We start from the raw sequence: 13,546 nt of genomic DNA, 5'->3' as shown, positions 1-13,546 counted from the left end.
GGTCGGGATTGGCAACCGGCGGGCGAACAAGATGCCGATGGTTTCGCCGCGAAAACGGCGTCACTTGCGGAAGTAGGCGACTTCCGAATGGTCATCCGCCGCCACCGTCAGCAGCCCCGCCATGTAATCCCGCACCGAGCGGAAGCAGAAGATCCGCGCGGTGCGTTCGTCAGCCATCCAGAAGCCCGCCGCCACCTGGCCAAAGCGCGTGCGGCGCAATTCGCCGGGGGTAAAACTGTCGGGATGCATGTCGACGGGGGCCAGCTTGGCGATGGTTTCGCGGACGACCCGGCCCTCGATCTCGAAATGCACGCGGGCGTCGGAGACGTCGACCACCAGCGCGTGCACGCCCGCCAGTTGCCCTGCCAGCCGGGTCGCGGCCTGTGCCGCCTCGCCCCGTGGCAGCAGCACGGCCAGCTCATCCGGCGACATCCACAGCAGCCCCCGCGCGCCCTGCACATGGGCCACCCGCCGTCCGGGGAAATCGACCCCCGTCAGCCCGGTCACCGCCGCGCGCAGCACCTCGGACCCGAAGTCCCCCCGCACCGTCAGCATGCCCTGGTTTTCGACCTCGCGGATGGCCACGAGCCCTTCGAAGCCGCTCAGATCAGACATTCTGCTTCTCCCCTTCCGGGTCATGAAATACCGGGCTGACGATGCGCGCCTCCACCACGGTTTCTCCGTCGTCCTTCAGGAAGGGGATCACCGCGCCCATACGCTCCGGCCCCTTGTGGACAAGGCCCAGGGCGATCCCCTTCTTCAGCGTCGGCGAATAGTACGTAGAGGTCACCCGGCCTTGCGTATTGCGCTGCCCGTTGGCGTTCTTGCCCTTTGCCGTGGCGTAGATCCCGTCAGGCAGGACCGATCCGTCCAGCGTCTCCAGCCCCACCAACTGCCACCGGTCGGGGTTCGCCATGTGGGCGCGTTCCTGCGCGCGCTTGCCAAGGTAGTCAGTCTTCTTTTTCGAGATCGCCCAATTAAGGCCGAGGTCCTGCGGGATCACCGTGCCGTCAGTCTCGTCCCCGATCATGATAAAACCCTTTTCGGCCCGCATGACGTGCAACGCCTCTGTGCCGTAGGGGGTGATGCCGAATTCCTCGCCGCTTTCCAACAGCTTGTCCCAGAGCGCCCGGCCTTGTCCGGCGGGCACCGCGATCTCGTAACTGAGTTCCCCGGAGAAGGAGATGCGGAAGACCCGCGCCGCGAAACCGCCCAGCGTGCCCTCCTGCCACTCCATGAAGGGCAGCGCTTCCTTCGAGACATCCATCCCGCCGATTTTTTCCAATAGTTTTCGAGATTTGGGACCGACGACGGCGATCTGGGCATAGGCTTCGGTGATGTTGGCGGTGTAGACTTTCCAGTCCCACCATTCGCACTGCAGCCAGTCCTCCATATGCGCGTGGATCCGGTCCGCCCCGCCGGTGGTCGTGTGGCACAGGAAGGTGTCCTCGTCCAAGCGCGCCACCACGCCGTCATCGGTAAGAAAGCCGTTTTCTGTACACATGAGGCCGTAGCGGCATTTGCCGGGTTTCAGCGTGCTCATCATGTTGGTGTAGAGCATATCGAGGAACCGGCCCGCATCCGGTCCCTTTACGAGGATCTTCCCCAAGGTCGAAGCATCAAGCAAACCAATAGCCTGGCGCGCAGCATTGACCTCGCGCGTTACGGAATCCACCTTGCTTTCGCCGGGGCGTACATAAGTGTACGGCCGTCGCCATGCGCCCACAGGCTCCCAGGCGGCACCGTTTTCGTCGTGCCAGTCGTGCATTGGCGTTTTGCGCACCGGCTGGAACAGGGCACCGCGGGCATCCCCCGCGATGGCACCCATGGAAATGGTCGAATAGGGCGGACGGAAGGTGGTTGTGCCCACCTGCGGAATATGCTCCCCCAGCGCACCGGACAGGACAGCCAGGCCATTGATGTTGCTGAGTTTTCCCTGATCCGTGGCCATGCCGAGCGTGGTGTATCGCTTGGTATGCTCGACGCTTTCATAGCCCTCATGGGCAGCGAGCTGCACGTCGGAAACCTTCACATCGTTCTGGTAGTCCAGCCAGGCTTTCAGCCGCAGGCCGTAATGCGCCCCGGCTGGCATCAGCCAGACGGGCTCGAGCGGCGCCTCGTCAGCATCGAAGGCCCTGGGCGCGGTTGGCTCGCCCCCTGCCCCGGCGGCGTTTTTTCCTGCTTTGTCGGCATCTTGCAGAATATCGTTCAAGCGCATGTGGCCAGAGGCTGCACCCGCTGTGGTGACGAATGGCGTACCGTCGTGGTTGATTGGCCCGCGATCGGGATCGGGTCTGAAAAAGGCCCGTTCGTCGTCCCACATCAGCTTGCCACCGTTATGTGACCACAGATGCACGACGGGCGACCAGCCGCCGGACATGGCGACAGCCTCGCAGGCGATTTCCTCCAGCACGGCGCCCTCGCCGGTCTGCGGGCAGATCGCCACGCCGTTCACGCGCTTGCCGCCAAAGATCTTGGCGACCCCGCGCCCCTTTTCGACCCGGATTCCAAGCGCTTGCGCCTCTGCCATCAGGGCGCCGCCGCCATTCTTGCGGGCATCGACGATGCAGGGAACCTCCAGCCCGGCGCGTTTCAGCGCGATGGCGGTGCGGTAGGCGTCGTCATTGTTGGTCACGACCACGGTGCGGTCGCCGGGCGTCACACCGTAGTTCACAAGATAGTCGCGCATGGCAGAGGCCAGCATGACCCCCGGAACGTCGTTGCCTGCAAAGCTCAGGGGGCGTTCCAGCGCGCCGGTGGCGGTCACGATCTGCTTGGCCCGGATCCGCCAGAGCCGGTGGCGCGGGCCTTTTGCCTCCGGAGCGTGGTCGGTGCAGCGTTCGTAGCCCAGCACGTAGCCATGGTCGTAGACGCCCGCGCCCATGGTGCGGGGGCGGATACGAACATTATCCATAGCATCAAGGGCTTGCATGGTTTCCTTCACCCAGTCTTCGGGCGATTTTCCGTCGATCTCGCCGCCGTCGACCACGGCGCGGCCGCCCCAATGGGCGGTCTGTTCGATCAACAGAACGCGCGCACCGGCCTCTCCGGCGGCCTTTGCCGCCTGCAGCCCGGCGACGCCGCCTCCGACCACGAGCACGTCAACGAAGGCGTAGAAGTGTTCGTAGTGGTCGGGGTCGCGGGTTTCCGGGTCGGGGGCGCGGCCCAGTCCCGCCGACTGGCGGATGAAGGGTTCGTAAAGGTGTTTCCAGAAGGGGCGCGGGTGGATGAAGGTCTTGTAGTAGAAGCCCGCGGTCAGGAACCGGCCGAAGAACCCGTTCACGGCGCCGATATCGTAGTCGAGCGAAGGCCAGTGGTTCTGCGAGGTCGCCGTCAGCCCGTGGAAAAGCTCCGTCGTCGTCGCGCGCTGGTTCGGCTCGTGGCGGTGCCCTGCGCCAAGGTTCACCAGGGCGTTGGGTTCTTCCACGCCGGAGGCGACGATGCCGCGCGGGCGGTGATATTTGAACGACCGGCCCACCAGCATCTGGTCGCAGCCAAGCAGCGCGGAGGCCAGCGTGTCGCCGCCGTAGCCTTGCAGACGTTTTCCGTTGAAGGTGAATTCGATCCTCTTCGAGCGGTCGATCAGGCGACCGCCCGAGGCCAGACGGGTGCTCATGCGTCAGCCCTCCGCTGTGGGAATTGTTCTTTTTGAGCAAGAATGTGGATCATTTTACGTCACGCCTCGCCAGAAAGGTTGCACCAAGACCAGCCGGGGCGTTTCTCGGAAATACGGTCGAAGATCTCCCGCGGGGGTTCGGAGGTTTGCGCGGGATAGGTGCCGAAGACTTCCAGCGTGACTGTATCCCGCGCGGCGATGAACCATTTGCCGCAGCCAAAGGCATGGCGCCAACGTTCGAAATGCACGCCCTTCGGGTTCTCCCGGGTAAAGAGATAGCCTTCGAAGTCGGCGTCGCTGCAGCCCGGGCCGAAGCGTTTCAGATGCGCCTCACCGCCTCCGGAAAGCTCGGTCTCCTCGGCGGCGACGCCACAGTGGGGACAGTTGAAAATCAGCATGGGAGGGCCTCCTTTCGGGAAGTGCGCAACGGCTGCAGACCCCAAGCACGGCCGACGCGCATAGGGTTGCGGGCGCACGAGACGCCGAAACACGAGAAAAGGCCGGATTGCATGCGCAATCCGACCTTCTCCGGTTCGTGCCGTGAACCTGAGGGTAGTGCCTTAGTTGCCAGCCGGAGCCGTTGTGTCGTCGGCCGGAGCGGCTTCGTCCGCCGGTGCCACATCAGCCGGGGCGGCGTCGATCGTCGGGGCAGCGTCCGGTTCCGGCGCGGCGACGGTCGCGTTGGTGTCAGCGGCGGGAGCGGCGTCCTCGACCGTGACGTTGACGTCGGCCGGCGCGGTGCTTTCGACGCGCGAGTCGTCGGTGCCGCTGAAGAACATCCACAGCAGGAAGGCGGCCACGACGACAAGGATGCCGACGATAAAGGCGATGCCGGAGTTGCCGCCTCGGGTCTCGCGGGTGTCGCGCAGGGTCGTGGTGGTCGTGGTGTGATTGTGCGGGTGGTTGGTGTCGGCCATTGGATTTCCTCCAGAACGTTGTCTGGGGAGTGAACACGCAGGCATGAGAGTTGGTTCCCGAGGGCGAGATGGGCCATCAATGCGCAACCCCGGCGGCGACGCTTTCGTCGATGAAGCGACCTTTGGCGAAGCGGTCCATGCCGAATTCCGCGCAAAGTGCTGATTTTCCTGTAGCCATCAGTTCTGCGAAGCCCCAGCCGGAACCGGGGATGGCCTTGAATCCGCCCGTTCCCCAGCCGCAATTGATGAAGATCCCGTCGACCGGGGTCCTGGACAGGATCGGCGAACGATCGCCGGTCATGTCGACGATGCCGCCCCACTGGCGCAGCATCTTCAGGCGGGAGACCATGGGAAAGGTCTCGATCAACGCGGCAACGGTGTGTTCGATGTGGTGGAAAGACCCGCGCTGCGTGAAGGCGTTATAGGAATCCGTGCCGCCGCCGATGACCATCTCGCCCTTGTCGGACTGGCTCATGTAGCCGTGCACGGTGTTGGCCATGACGACGCAGTCCATGACCGGCTTGATCGGTTCGGATACCAGAGCCTGCAGCGGCGCGCTTTCCACCGGCAGGCGGAATCCCGCCATCCGGGCGAGTTCGCCGGAGTGCCCGGCCACCACGATACCGAGTTTTTCGCAGGCGATGTGCCCCTTCGAGGTATCGACCCCGGAGACGCGGGCACCGTCGCGCGTGACCCCGGTGACTTCGCACTGCTGGATGATGTCCATGCCCATGGCCGAACAGGCCCGCGCGTAGCCCCAGGCCACGGCGTCGTGGCGGGCGGTACCGCCACGTTCCTGCCAGAGCGCACCCAGCACCGGGTAACGCGGCCCGTCGAGGTTGATGATCGGCACGATGTCCTTCACCCGGCGGGGCGAGATGAATTCCGTCTGTACCCCTTGCAGCGCATTGGCATGGGCCGTGCGCTGGTAGCCGCGGACCTCGTGTTCGGTCTGCGCCAGCATCATCACGCCGCGCGGGCTGAACATGACGTTGTAGTTCAGGTCCTGGGACATGGTTTCATACAGCGACCGGGCCTTTTCGTAGATCGCGGCGGAGGCATCCTGCAGGTAGTTCGATCGGATGATCGTCGTGTTGCGCCCGGTGTTCCCGCCGCCCAGCCAACCTTTTTCGATCACCGCGACATTGGTGATGCCGAAGTTCTTGCCAAGGTAATAGGCGGTGGCAAGCCCGTGCCCCCCCGCCCCCACGATGACCACGTCGTAGCGCTTCTTTGGCTGCGCGTTGCGCCACGCGCGTTCCCAGCCCTTGTGATCGTTCATGAGCGCTTCGCGGACGATGGCAAAGGCGGAGTAGCGTTTCATGTCTCGATTCCCCGGTGGTTTGGGCGTTTCTTGCACCCAAACCGTCCCGACCGCGACATGCAACCGTCATTCTGGAACGCAGTTGCGACATGGCTTCGCGGTGCGTTGATTTACCCTTTCATGTCGCGGGGGTGATGCTTAGATCGAGGGCGACGCAATGGGAGGCAATATGCTGTTCTGGATCCTGACGGGCGCGGTGGCGCTGGCGGTTGCGGCGGGGCTCGCGTGGTCGGTGGTCGCCGGGCGGCGCGCGACCGGCCCGGCGGAGGCTTTCGACATCCGTGTGTACCGCGACCAGCTGGGCGAGATCGACGCCGACGCCGCGCGCGGCAAGATCGACGCCGTCGAGGCCGAGCGCCTGCGGGTCGAAATCTCGCGCCGGTTGCTGGCGGCGGATACCAAGGCACGCGGGGAAACGGTTGCCGCCGCGCAGCCGCAAGCCATGAGCCGGGCAATGGCGGGCGTTCTGGCGCTGGTGCTGCTGGGTGGCGGCTACGCGCTGTATTCGCAACTCGGTGCACCGGGGTACCGCGACATGCCGTTGCAACTGCGGCTGGAGATGGCGCAGGAGGCGCTGAAGGATCGCGCCAGCCAGGCGGAGGCCGAGGCCGCCATGCCGCAGGGCCAGCAGGCCGAGGCGCCGGAAGATTATCGCACATTGGTGGAAAAGCTGCGCACGGCCGTGGCGGAGCGCCCGGACGATCTGCAGGGGCAGATATTGCTGGCGCGGTCCGAGGGGGCGTTGGGCAACTACGCGGCCTCCTATGAGGCATTGCAGAACGTGGTTCGCATCAAGGGCGACAAGGCGACCGCACAGGACTACGCGGATCTCGCCGATATGTTGGTTCTGGCGGCGGGGGGCTATGTGTCGCCCGAAGCACAGGCGGCGCTGGAACGTGCGCTGCAACTGGACAAGTCCAACGGGGTCGCGCGGTTCTACGGCGGGCTGATGATGGCGCAGACCGGACGCCCGGACATCGGGTTCCGCATGTGGGACGCGCTGCTGGACGACAGCCAGCCGGACGATCCGTGGGTAGAGCCGCTGCGCGCCCAGATCGAGGAAATGGCGATCCGTGCCGGACAGAACCGCTATCAGCTGCCACCCCTGCAGGAAATGGCGGGACCCTCGGCTGCGGATGTGGCCGCCGCCGGCGAGATGAGCGAAGGCGACCGGCAGGAGATGGTCCGGGGCATGGTTTCGCGCCTGTCGGACCGGCTGGCGACCGAGGGAGGCACGCCGGAAGAATGGGCGCGGCTTGTGACCGCGCTCGGCGTGCTGGGCGATACGGAGCAGGCCGGCAAGGTCTGGACCGAGGCGAAGCAGGTCTTTGCCGGGCGGAACGCGGCGCTCGACACGATCCGCGCGGCGGCGGACCGCGCCGGGGTGACGCAATGATCGATCCGGTGAACCCTGAGGCTGGTCAGGGGGCCAAACAGGCGCTGATCTTTGACGAAGCGACCGATTTCGCGCGGGCCCTGCCCCCGATGGCTGCCTTGATGGGGCTGGACCTCGGGACGAAGACCATTGGCGTGGCAGTGTCCGACGGGATGCGCACGGTGGCCACGCCGCTGGAAACGGTGAAACGGACGAAGTTCGCAGCGGACGCGGCGCGGCTGGTGGAAATCCTTGCCAAGCGCCGCATCGCCGGTGTCGTACTGGGACTGCCGCGCAACATGGACGGCACGGAGGGGCCGCGCTGCCAATCGACGCGGGCCTTCGCGCGCAATTTTTCCAGGCTTTGGCCCGGGCCGATCACCTTCTGGGACGAGCGTCTGTCCACGGTCGCCGCCGAAAAGGCGCTGCTGGAGGCGGACACGACACGAAAGCGTCGCGCCGAGGTCATAGACCACGTCGCGGCCTCCTATATCCTGCAGGGCGCGCTGGATCGGCTGCGCTATCTGGCGGGGTAGGTTGCGGAAATGAAGGATGAAGAGGTCTGGATGCGCGACGAGATCCAAAGCCCCTGCGTGAAGATCTGCGTGATTCACCCGGCAGAGCATATCTGCACCGGGTGCTTTCGTACGATCCAGGAAATCTCGGGCTGGGCGCGGATGAGCCACGAAGAGCGCGCGGCTTTGATGACGGACCTGCCGGACCGTGCCAGCCGCCTGAAGGCACGGCGCGGCGGGCGCGCGGCGCGGCTGAAACGGGGCTGACGAGGGCAAGGACTCGCCTGCAGGGCGGTCTGCCCAGCAGTGTGGGGATGAAAAAGGGGCCGCGCGGGCCCCTTTGTCTTTTGCGGGGTCCGGGGCCGATGCGCCTGGGTCAGACGCCTTGCAGCGCCACGTCCGCCGGGTTGACCAGCGTGGCGGAGGTCATCGCCGCCACCTGCGCGCCGGACACCATCGCGCGCACGATGTAGGTGCCGTCGGTCTGGGCCACGATCTCTGTCGTGGCATCGGCGAGATCGGCCTCCGGCAGCTGGAAAACCACCATGTCCTGCCCGGAATGGAAGTCGGTCACGCTGCTGGTGGTGGTCATGTCGGCAACGTAGGTGTCGTTGCCGCGCCCGCCGGTAAAGGTGCCGTCGCCGCCGAAGGTGTCATTGCCGAGTCCGCCGATCAGCGTGCCGTCACCGATCAGCGTGTCATCGCCCACGCCGCCGTCGACAGTGGAGTTCTCATCCACCCCGGCAAAGAAATCGTCACCGTCGCCCAGCGTGATGTCATAGGCCACCAGCGCGGGGTCGCTGCTGTCGCCGGTGATGGCCACGGTGTCGTTGCCCGCACCCATGTCGATCGTACCGGTACCGGCAGTGGCCACCAGCACATCGTCGTCGTCACCGGCATCCACAACGTTGACGCCCGCGCCCGGATCGATCGCGTCATTGCCCGCGCCGCCGATCAGCGTATCATCACCCGCGCCGCCTTCCATCGTGTCGTTGCCAAGCCCGCCGTCGAGGCTGTCGTTCCCTGCCACGCCCTTCATCAGGTCGTTCCCGCCGGAGCCCAGCAGCGTGTCGTTACCCGCGTCGCCCACCAGCTTGTCATCGTTCGGCCCCCCGTCGAGGCGGTCATCGCCGTCGCCGCCCACCAGCTTGTCCTCGCCGAGGTTGCCGCTGAGATCGTCGTTGCCCGCTCCGCCATTCAACGTGTCGTTGCCGCCGTTGCCGGTCAGGCTGTCCGCGCCTTCGAGACCATAGAGCAGGTCGTCGCCCCCTGCCCCGATCAGCGTGTCGTCGCCCGGCCCGCCGTTGACCGAATCCGCGCCGCCTGCCCCGTTGACCACGTCGTCGCCGTCCAGCCCGAAGTACAGATCGTCGCCCTCCGTCAGCGTGATGACGTCATCGCCGAGGGTGCCACGGGTCAGGATGTCGGGCGTCTCGCCGCCGATGGTATCCGTGCCACCGCCGGTCGTCGTATCCATGCCGTCGGGATTGGATGATGCCGGGAAGTCCTCGGAGCTGTCTTCCTCGCCACTGTCGAAAAGCCCCCCGAGAGAAACCAGAAGCAACATGGGCAGGAGCGAGAGAAGCAACATGAGATCAATCCTTTTTCACCGCGAGCGGACGCGCGTGGAACACATGAAGTAATTACCAGACATTTAACGTTTTCCGGACGAATTAAGGAAAAATTTTAGCGGGGCCGGTTAATTGTCACCCAAATCAGGACAAACATCGGCTTTACGCGGCATTATTAACGGAAATGCGCGGCGCGGCAGGGGTGCCACCTTTTGCTATGATTCTCGGGTGCCTCGCGTCAGACCGCCTCTGCCAGAACCGCGTCGCGAGCGCGTTCCACCACGCCGGTGTCCGCGCCGTCGCGATGCGCCTCGGTCGAGAGGATCTGCCGCCATTTCCGCGCCCCGGGTCGCCCGGCGTAAAGCCCCAGCATATGTCGCGTCACCTGATGCAGCCGCCCGCCCGCCGCCAGATGCGCAGAGATATAGGGCAACATGGCTTCGACCACGTCTTCGCGCGTTTGATCGGGCGCATCGCCCCAAAGGCGGTCCGCCCGCCCGAGCACCTCCCACGGCTGGTGATAGGCCGCGCGCCCGATCATCACCCCGTCGAGCCCCTTCAACAGGAAATCTTCGGCCTGTGCGAGCGAATCAATGCCGCCATTGACCGACAGGTGCAGATCGGGAAAAGCCGCGCGCATCCGCAAAACAAGATCGTAGTCGAGCGGCGGAATGTCGCGGTTTTCCTTGGGCGACAGCCCCTGCAGCCATGCCTTGCGGGCGTGAATGGCGATGCGGGTGCAGCCAGCGTCGGAAAGCCGTGCGAGAAAGTCGGGCAGCACCGCCTCCGCGTCCTGATCGTCCACGCCGATCCGGCACTTTACGGTAATCTCGGTGTCGGTAGCCCGCTTCATCGCGGTCACGCAGTCGACGACCGTCTGCGGGTGTTTCATGAGTACCGCCCCGAAGGTACCGGACTGCACCCGGTCCGAGGGGCAGCCGCAGTTCAGGTTGATCTCGTCATAACCTGCCTCCGTCCCCAGACGCGCCGCCTGCGCCAGTTCCTCCGGTTCGGAACCGCCGAGTTGCAGGGCCACGGGATGTTCCTGGGGCGAATGGTCGAGCAGATGCAGCGCACCACCCCGCACCAACGCGGGCGCGGTGACCATTTCCGTGTACAGCAAGGCGCGTCGGCTGATGAACCTGTGGAAGACCCGGCAATGCCGATCGGTCCAGTCCATCATCGGCGCCACACTCAGGCGGGCGGCACTGCAAATATCTGATTTTGTTGGATTACCCGACACATTCGCACCTGTTCGCCAGCACAATTTTCTACCGTTTCTTGACCATTTTTGCCCGTTTTGATCTATCGGAACAACAAAAGTTGTTCTCCCAACAGGAAATGTTGTTCCGTGCCACAGATCATCCCGCGCAAGCGAAAAGACGGTTCGACCGCCTACCTCGCACAAATCGCGATCAAGAAAAACGGCAAATGGTGGCACCGGGAAAGCCGGACCTTCGACACGCGCTCACAGGCGCAGGCGTGGCACAAGAAGCGGTCGCGCGAGATCGCCGCGGCCGGCGATGACCTGCGGAAGGTGAAGGGAAAGGGGCGCACGGTGGGCGACGCGATCGACCGTTACATCGCAGACAGCGGTGCCACGATCGGCAGGACGAAGGCGCAGGTTCTCCGAACCATCCGGGAGGAATACGATATCGCCGAACAACCAGCGGAGGATGTGACCAGCGCCGACCTGGTCGACTTCCTGCGCGAGATCAGCTCCCGACCGGAAGTCGGCAGCGCCTCGACAGTGCTGAACTACGCCAGCCATCTGCAGGCGGTCTTTGCCGTCGCGTCGACCGCCTATGGGATCCCGCTGGATCGCAATGCCATGCGCGACGCTCTGGACGCGGCGAAGCGGCTGCGATTGACCGCCAAGAGCGCAAAGCGGTCCCGCCGCCCGACACTGGATGAACTCGGCAAGCTCTTGAGTGACTTCGCGCAGAGGCACGTGGCGCGGCCCCGCTCGTGCCCGATGCACCGGGTTATCGGCTTTGCGCTGTTCTCGACCCGGCGGTTGGACGAAATCACGCGCCTTACATGGGGCGGCCTGGATCAGACACAGGGGCACGCGCGAGTTTTCATCAAGGATATGAAGCACCCAGGCGACAAGGTCGGAAACGACGTATGGTGCGACCTGCCCGACCAGGCGCTGCAGATTGCACTCTCAATGCCGCGCGGACAGGGTGACGCCCGCGTGTTCCCCTTCAACGGCGCCACCATCAACACCGCTTTCACGCGGGCCTGCCATGCGGCGCAGATCAAGGATCTGCGGTTTCATGACCTACGGCACGAAGGCGTGTCGCGCTTGTTCGAGACCGGCCTGTCGATCCCCCAGGTCGCCGCCGTCAGCGGGCACCGCTCCTGGTCGTCCCTGCAGCGATACACGCATCTGCGGCAGACCGGCGCCAAATACGCCGGTTGGGAATGGATCGACCGTCTGTCGCGGGCCGGATGATCAACGCAGGGCGCGCAGGGCACCGACCCCACCGCCGACATAGAAAGTCCAGCGGATCATATCGCCCGCCCATGCCTGCATCTGCGGCGTCGGCAGGTCGGCGACCGACCAGGCAAACCCGAAAACGCTGTCGAGGATGACCGCCGACCACCACAGGGCCAGCGGGCCGACAAAGGCGGCGGCAAAGATCCAGAACCACGGGAACGACAGCTTGCGGGCGTTGAAATCCGCCATGATCCGGGCTTCGGCCACGGCCTCGCGCGCCAGGACGGCGGTCGTCTCCGCCTGGATCCGCTCGCGATCGGTCAGCAACTCCGCCCGCTGATCGAGGCGGGCAAGCGCCGCCTCGACCGTCTGCGCGAAGCCCGCCCGCACCAGCCATGCCAGCAGGCGCGCCAGCGGGCCGGTCATCGCAGGGTGACCGGCTGCGTCGTGGTCGTGCGCAGCAGTGCGTTGCCGACCACGTTGACCAGCAGCAGGCCCGCCCGCACCGGGGCCACCCATTCGCCCGAGTAGCCACCGGCGACCAGCTGATCGAGGATCGGCGCGACCTCATTCGCGCCCCCGACGACCGCAACCGCCAGGTTGAACGCGATGGTTTTCGACTTCCAGAAGGGTTTGCCCATGCTCAGGCCTCCAGCTCTGCGCGGTAGGCATCCCGCCGCCGCGCGTGGTGCGCCGCCTTCAGCAGCGCGTAGACCGCCGCGACCACCGCGACGGCCAGGATCCCGTAGACGACCACGTCAGGCACGCCCGCCAGGTCGCCCCCGCCCGCGGCGGCACCGCCACCGGCGCCGGCCGCCGTGGCATTGGTCTGTTGCTGTTTGCGGGCCGCCGTGGCGCGGCGCTCCTGTGCTGCCAGCGTTGCGCGCGACCCCGACCACATCGACACGGCGCGGGCCTCGACCTTGGCGACACGCCGCCCCCAGCCCTTGCCGAAGGTGCGAAAGCTGCCCAGCCCCTGCAGGAAGCCCAGGCGCACGGCGCAGGCCTTTTCGATGACGGCGACGCCGTTCTGCGCGCCGTTGGCGGCGGCAAGCGTCTGCGGGCCGATCCTGCCATCGGCGGGCACGGCAAGGCCGCGCTGCAGCCACTTCGCCCCGCGCGCCGGACCGGAATTGATCGCGCCGTCGAAGGCGACCAGGTCGAACCCGGCGGGCAGGTCATCGCCCCGGATCCGATCCCAATACTTCGCACGGTAGATCCGGCCAGCGGTGCGGCGGTCGAGGTCGCGGACGTCCTGGACCGTCGCGGGGCGGCCCAGCTCCGCCGACAGGGTGCCGATGGTGACCCCGGTCAAATTCATGACGAAGGTGAAGGCGGGCGACATAGCCCTGCCAGTCACCCCGATCCCAGAAATCGGCGCGTTTCGTCGCGCTGCAAGATCTCGCGGATTACCTTGATCGGCGCCACGCAGAGGCCAAGCGGGATTTTGACCGCCTGCATAAGTAGCCCGGGAAAAACGAGGTGCTTCACCCCGCTTGGCCACAATCCAGCACCTTATAACGCAACGTCACAGACGGGGAAGGACAGCTAAAGGCTGCACCAACACGATTTGTAAATAAAGTTGGTAGAACAATATGATTCTAAAGAGCCTGGCGCCTAGATTGTTGCAGAAAGGCGGGCTGAGGGGTGAGTGACCCTTTCCCGCTCAGGCTCATGCCACGCGAACGACCTCGGCGGTGCCGAGCGCGTTGAAGCGATTGATAAGGGCGACCCGGATGTGGATTTCGGCGGTTTGGCGAACGGGATCCCGCGCGGAGATGCGCT

14 protein-coding genes and 2 pseudogenes are annotated in these 13,546 nt (G+C 65.4%); 5 read left to right on the top strand and 11 right to left on the bottom strand.

The features are described 5' to 3' along the window. Positions 1–60: 60 nt before the first annotated feature. From J5474_RS04025 to J5474_RS04005, 5 genes are all read right to left on the bottom strand, one after another. Entirely contained in the window at positions 61–615 is a 555-nt protein-coding gene (locus J5474_RS04025) for a sarcosine oxidase subunit gamma (protein ID WP_209359529.1), read from the bottom strand. Then, entirely contained in the window at positions 608–3,616 is a 3,009-nt protein-coding gene (locus tag J5474_RS04020; RefSeq protein WP_209359528.1) for a sarcosine oxidase subunit alpha family protein, read from the bottom strand. The genes J5474_RS04025 and J5474_RS04020 overlap by 8 nt, the downstream gene beginning before the upstream one ends. Positions 3,617–3,675: 59 nt before the next feature. Further along, positions 3,676–4,014, bottom strand: a complete 339-nt coding sequence (locus J5474_RS04015; protein WP_209359527.1) for a sarcosine oxidase subunit delta — start codon at positions 4,012–4,014, stop codon at positions 3,676–3,678. 162 nt (positions 4,015–4,176) lie between these two features. Next, complete coding sequence (locus J5474_RS04010) at positions 4,177–4,533, bottom strand: hypothetical protein (protein WP_209359526.1); 357 nt, start codon at positions 4,531–4,533, stop codon at positions 4,177–4,179. Positions 4,534–4,609: 76 nt separating this feature from the next. Next, positions 4,610–5,857: a sarcosine oxidase subunit beta family protein gene (locus J5474_RS04005; RefSeq protein WP_209359525.1), complete on the bottom strand. Its 1,248-nt coding sequence runs from the start codon at positions 5,855–5,857 to the stop codon at positions 4,610–4,612. A gap of 169 nt (positions 5,858–6,026) precedes the next feature. Between J5474_RS04005 and ccmI the strand changes: the two genes are divergently transcribed. The 3 genes from ccmI to J5474_RS03990 all read left to right on the top strand — a co-directional run bounded on the left by ccmI (position 6,027) and on the right by J5474_RS03990 (position 8,014). Next, complete coding sequence (gene ccmI, locus J5474_RS04000; RefSeq protein ID WP_209359524.1) at positions 6,027–7,253, top strand: c-type cytochrome biogenesis protein CcmI; 1,227 nt, start codon at positions 6,027–6,029, stop codon at positions 7,251–7,253. Between the two features lie 89 nt (positions 7,254–7,342). Continuing rightward, a complete protein-coding gene (gene ruvX, locus J5474_RS03995) occupies positions 7,343–7,768 on the top strand; it encodes a Holliday junction resolvase RuvX (protein ID WP_425342861.1) in 426 nt (141 codons plus the stop codon). 9 nt (positions 7,769–7,777) lie between these two features. Next, on the top strand, positions 7,778–8,014 hold the full coding sequence (locus J5474_RS03990; RefSeq protein ID WP_209359522.1) for a DUF1289 domain-containing protein: 237 nt from the start codon (positions 7,778–7,780) through the stop codon (positions 8,012–8,014). Positions 8,015–8,123: 109 nt separating this feature from the next. Here J5474_RS03990 and J5474_RS03985 read toward each other — a convergent pair whose 3' ends face one another. After that, positions 8,124–9,338 (bottom strand): calcium-binding protein, encoded by a 1,215-nt coding sequence (locus J5474_RS03985; RefSeq protein ID WP_209359521.1) that lies wholly within the window; start codon positions 9,336–9,338, stop codon positions 8,124–8,126. Between the two features lie 218 nt (positions 9,339–9,556). Further along, positions 9,557–10,561: a tRNA dihydrouridine(20/20a) synthase DusA gene (dusA, locus tag J5474_RS03980; RefSeq protein WP_342454005.1), complete on the bottom strand. Its 1,005-nt coding sequence runs from the start codon at positions 10,559–10,561 to the stop codon at positions 9,557–9,559. A 108-nt stretch (positions 10,562–10,669) separates the two neighbouring features. Here dusA and J5474_RS23095 point away from each other — a divergent pair, with 108 nt between their 5' ends. Further along, positions 10,670–11,776 (top strand): tyrosine-type recombinase/integrase, encoded by a 1,107-nt coding sequence (locus tag J5474_RS23095; protein ID WP_209359519.1) that lies wholly within the window; start codon positions 10,670–10,672, stop codon positions 11,774–11,776. Here the strand turns inward: J5474_RS23095 and J5474_RS03970 are convergent, their stop codons facing one another. Genes J5474_RS03970 through J5474_RS03960 form a run of 3 tightly spaced genes read right to left on the bottom strand, consistent with a single transcriptional unit; the run spans position 11,777 to position 13,106 of the window. Then, positions 11,777–12,187 (bottom strand): hypothetical protein, encoded by a 411-nt coding sequence (locus J5474_RS03970; RefSeq protein WP_209359518.1) that lies wholly within the window; start codon positions 12,185–12,187, stop codon positions 11,777–11,779. Continuing rightward, a complete protein-coding gene (locus J5474_RS03965) occupies positions 12,184–12,402 on the bottom strand; it encodes a hypothetical protein (RefSeq protein WP_209359517.1) in 219 nt (72 codons plus the stop codon). The genes J5474_RS03970 and J5474_RS03965 overlap by 4 nt, the downstream gene beginning before the upstream one ends. Before the next feature lie 2 nt (positions 12,403–12,404). Further along, positions 12,405–13,106 (bottom strand): glycoside hydrolase family 108 protein, encoded by a 702-nt coding sequence (locus tag J5474_RS03960; RefSeq protein WP_209359516.1) that lies wholly within the window; start codon positions 13,104–13,106, stop codon positions 12,405–12,407. Positions 13,107–13,132: 26 nt separating this feature from the next. Between J5474_RS03960 and J5474_RS23220 the strand changes: the two are divergent. Next, positions 13,133–13,228: pseudogene (locus tag J5474_RS23220) on the top strand (pyocin activator PrtN family protein); the annotation flags it as partial. A 205-nt stretch (positions 13,229–13,433) separates the two neighbouring features. On the opposite strand, the pseudogene J5474_RS03950 reads toward J5474_RS23220, so the two are convergent. Then, a pseudogene (locus tag J5474_RS03950) lies at positions 13,434–13,546 on the bottom strand (IS5/IS1182 family transposase); the annotation flags it as partial.

The organism is Sagittula salina, from assembly GCF_017813235.1.
GTDB classification, from domain to species: Bacteria; Pseudomonadota; Alphaproteobacteria; order Rhodobacterales; family Rhodobacteraceae; genus Sagittula; species Sagittula salina.
The sequence above is the reverse complement of the archived record's forward strand: the minus strand, read 5'-3'. Positions and strand labels throughout refer to the sequence as shown.

Excerpts from the sequence above, each read along its gene's own strand:
- J5474_RS04020 (WP_209359528.1), bottom strand. The coding sequence starts at position 3,616 with ATGAGCACCCGTCTGGCCTCGGGCGGTCGCCTGATCGACCGCTCGAAG.
- J5474_RS03970 (WP_209359518.1), bottom strand. The coding sequence starts at position 12,187 with ATGACCGGCCCGCTGGCGCGCCTGCTGGCATGGCTGGTGCGGGCGGGC.
- J5474_RS04015 (WP_209359527.1), bottom strand. The coding sequence starts at position 4,014 with ATGCTGATTTTCAACTGTCCCCACTGTGGCGTCGCCGCCGAGGAGACC.
- J5474_RS03960 (WP_209359516.1), bottom strand. The coding sequence starts at position 13,106 with ATGTCGCCCGCCTTCACCTTCGTCATGAATTTGACCGGGGTCACCATC.
- J5474_RS03965 (WP_209359517.1), bottom strand. The coding sequence starts at position 12,402 with ATGGGCAAACCCTTCTGGAAGTCGAAAACCATCGCGTTCAACCTGGCG.
- J5474_RS04025 (WP_209359529.1), bottom strand. The coding sequence starts at position 615 with ATGTCTGATCTGAGCGGCTTCGAAGGGCTCGTGGCCATCCGCGAGGTC.
- J5474_RS04010 (WP_209359526.1), bottom strand. The coding sequence starts at position 4,533 with ATGGCCGACACCAACCACCCGCACAATCACACCACGACCACCACGACC.
- J5474_RS03990 (WP_209359522.1), top strand. The coding sequence starts at position 7,778 with ATGAAGGATGAAGAGGTCTGGATGCGCGACGAGATCCAAAGCCCCTGC.
- J5474_RS04005 (WP_209359525.1), bottom strand. The coding sequence starts at position 5,857 with ATGAAACGCTACTCCGCCTTTGCCATCGTCCGCGAAGCGCTCATGAAC.
- J5474_RS03985 (WP_209359521.1), bottom strand. The coding sequence starts at position 9,338 with ATGTTGCTTCTCTCGCTCCTGCCCATGTTGCTTCTGGTTTCTCTCGGG.
- ruvX (WP_425342861.1), top strand. The coding sequence starts at position 7,343 with ATGGCTGCCTTGATGGGGCTGGACCTCGGGACGAAGACCATTGGCGTG.
- ccmI (WP_209359524.1), top strand. The coding sequence starts at position 6,027 with ATGCTGTTCTGGATCCTGACGGGCGCGGTGGCGCTGGCGGTTGCGGCG.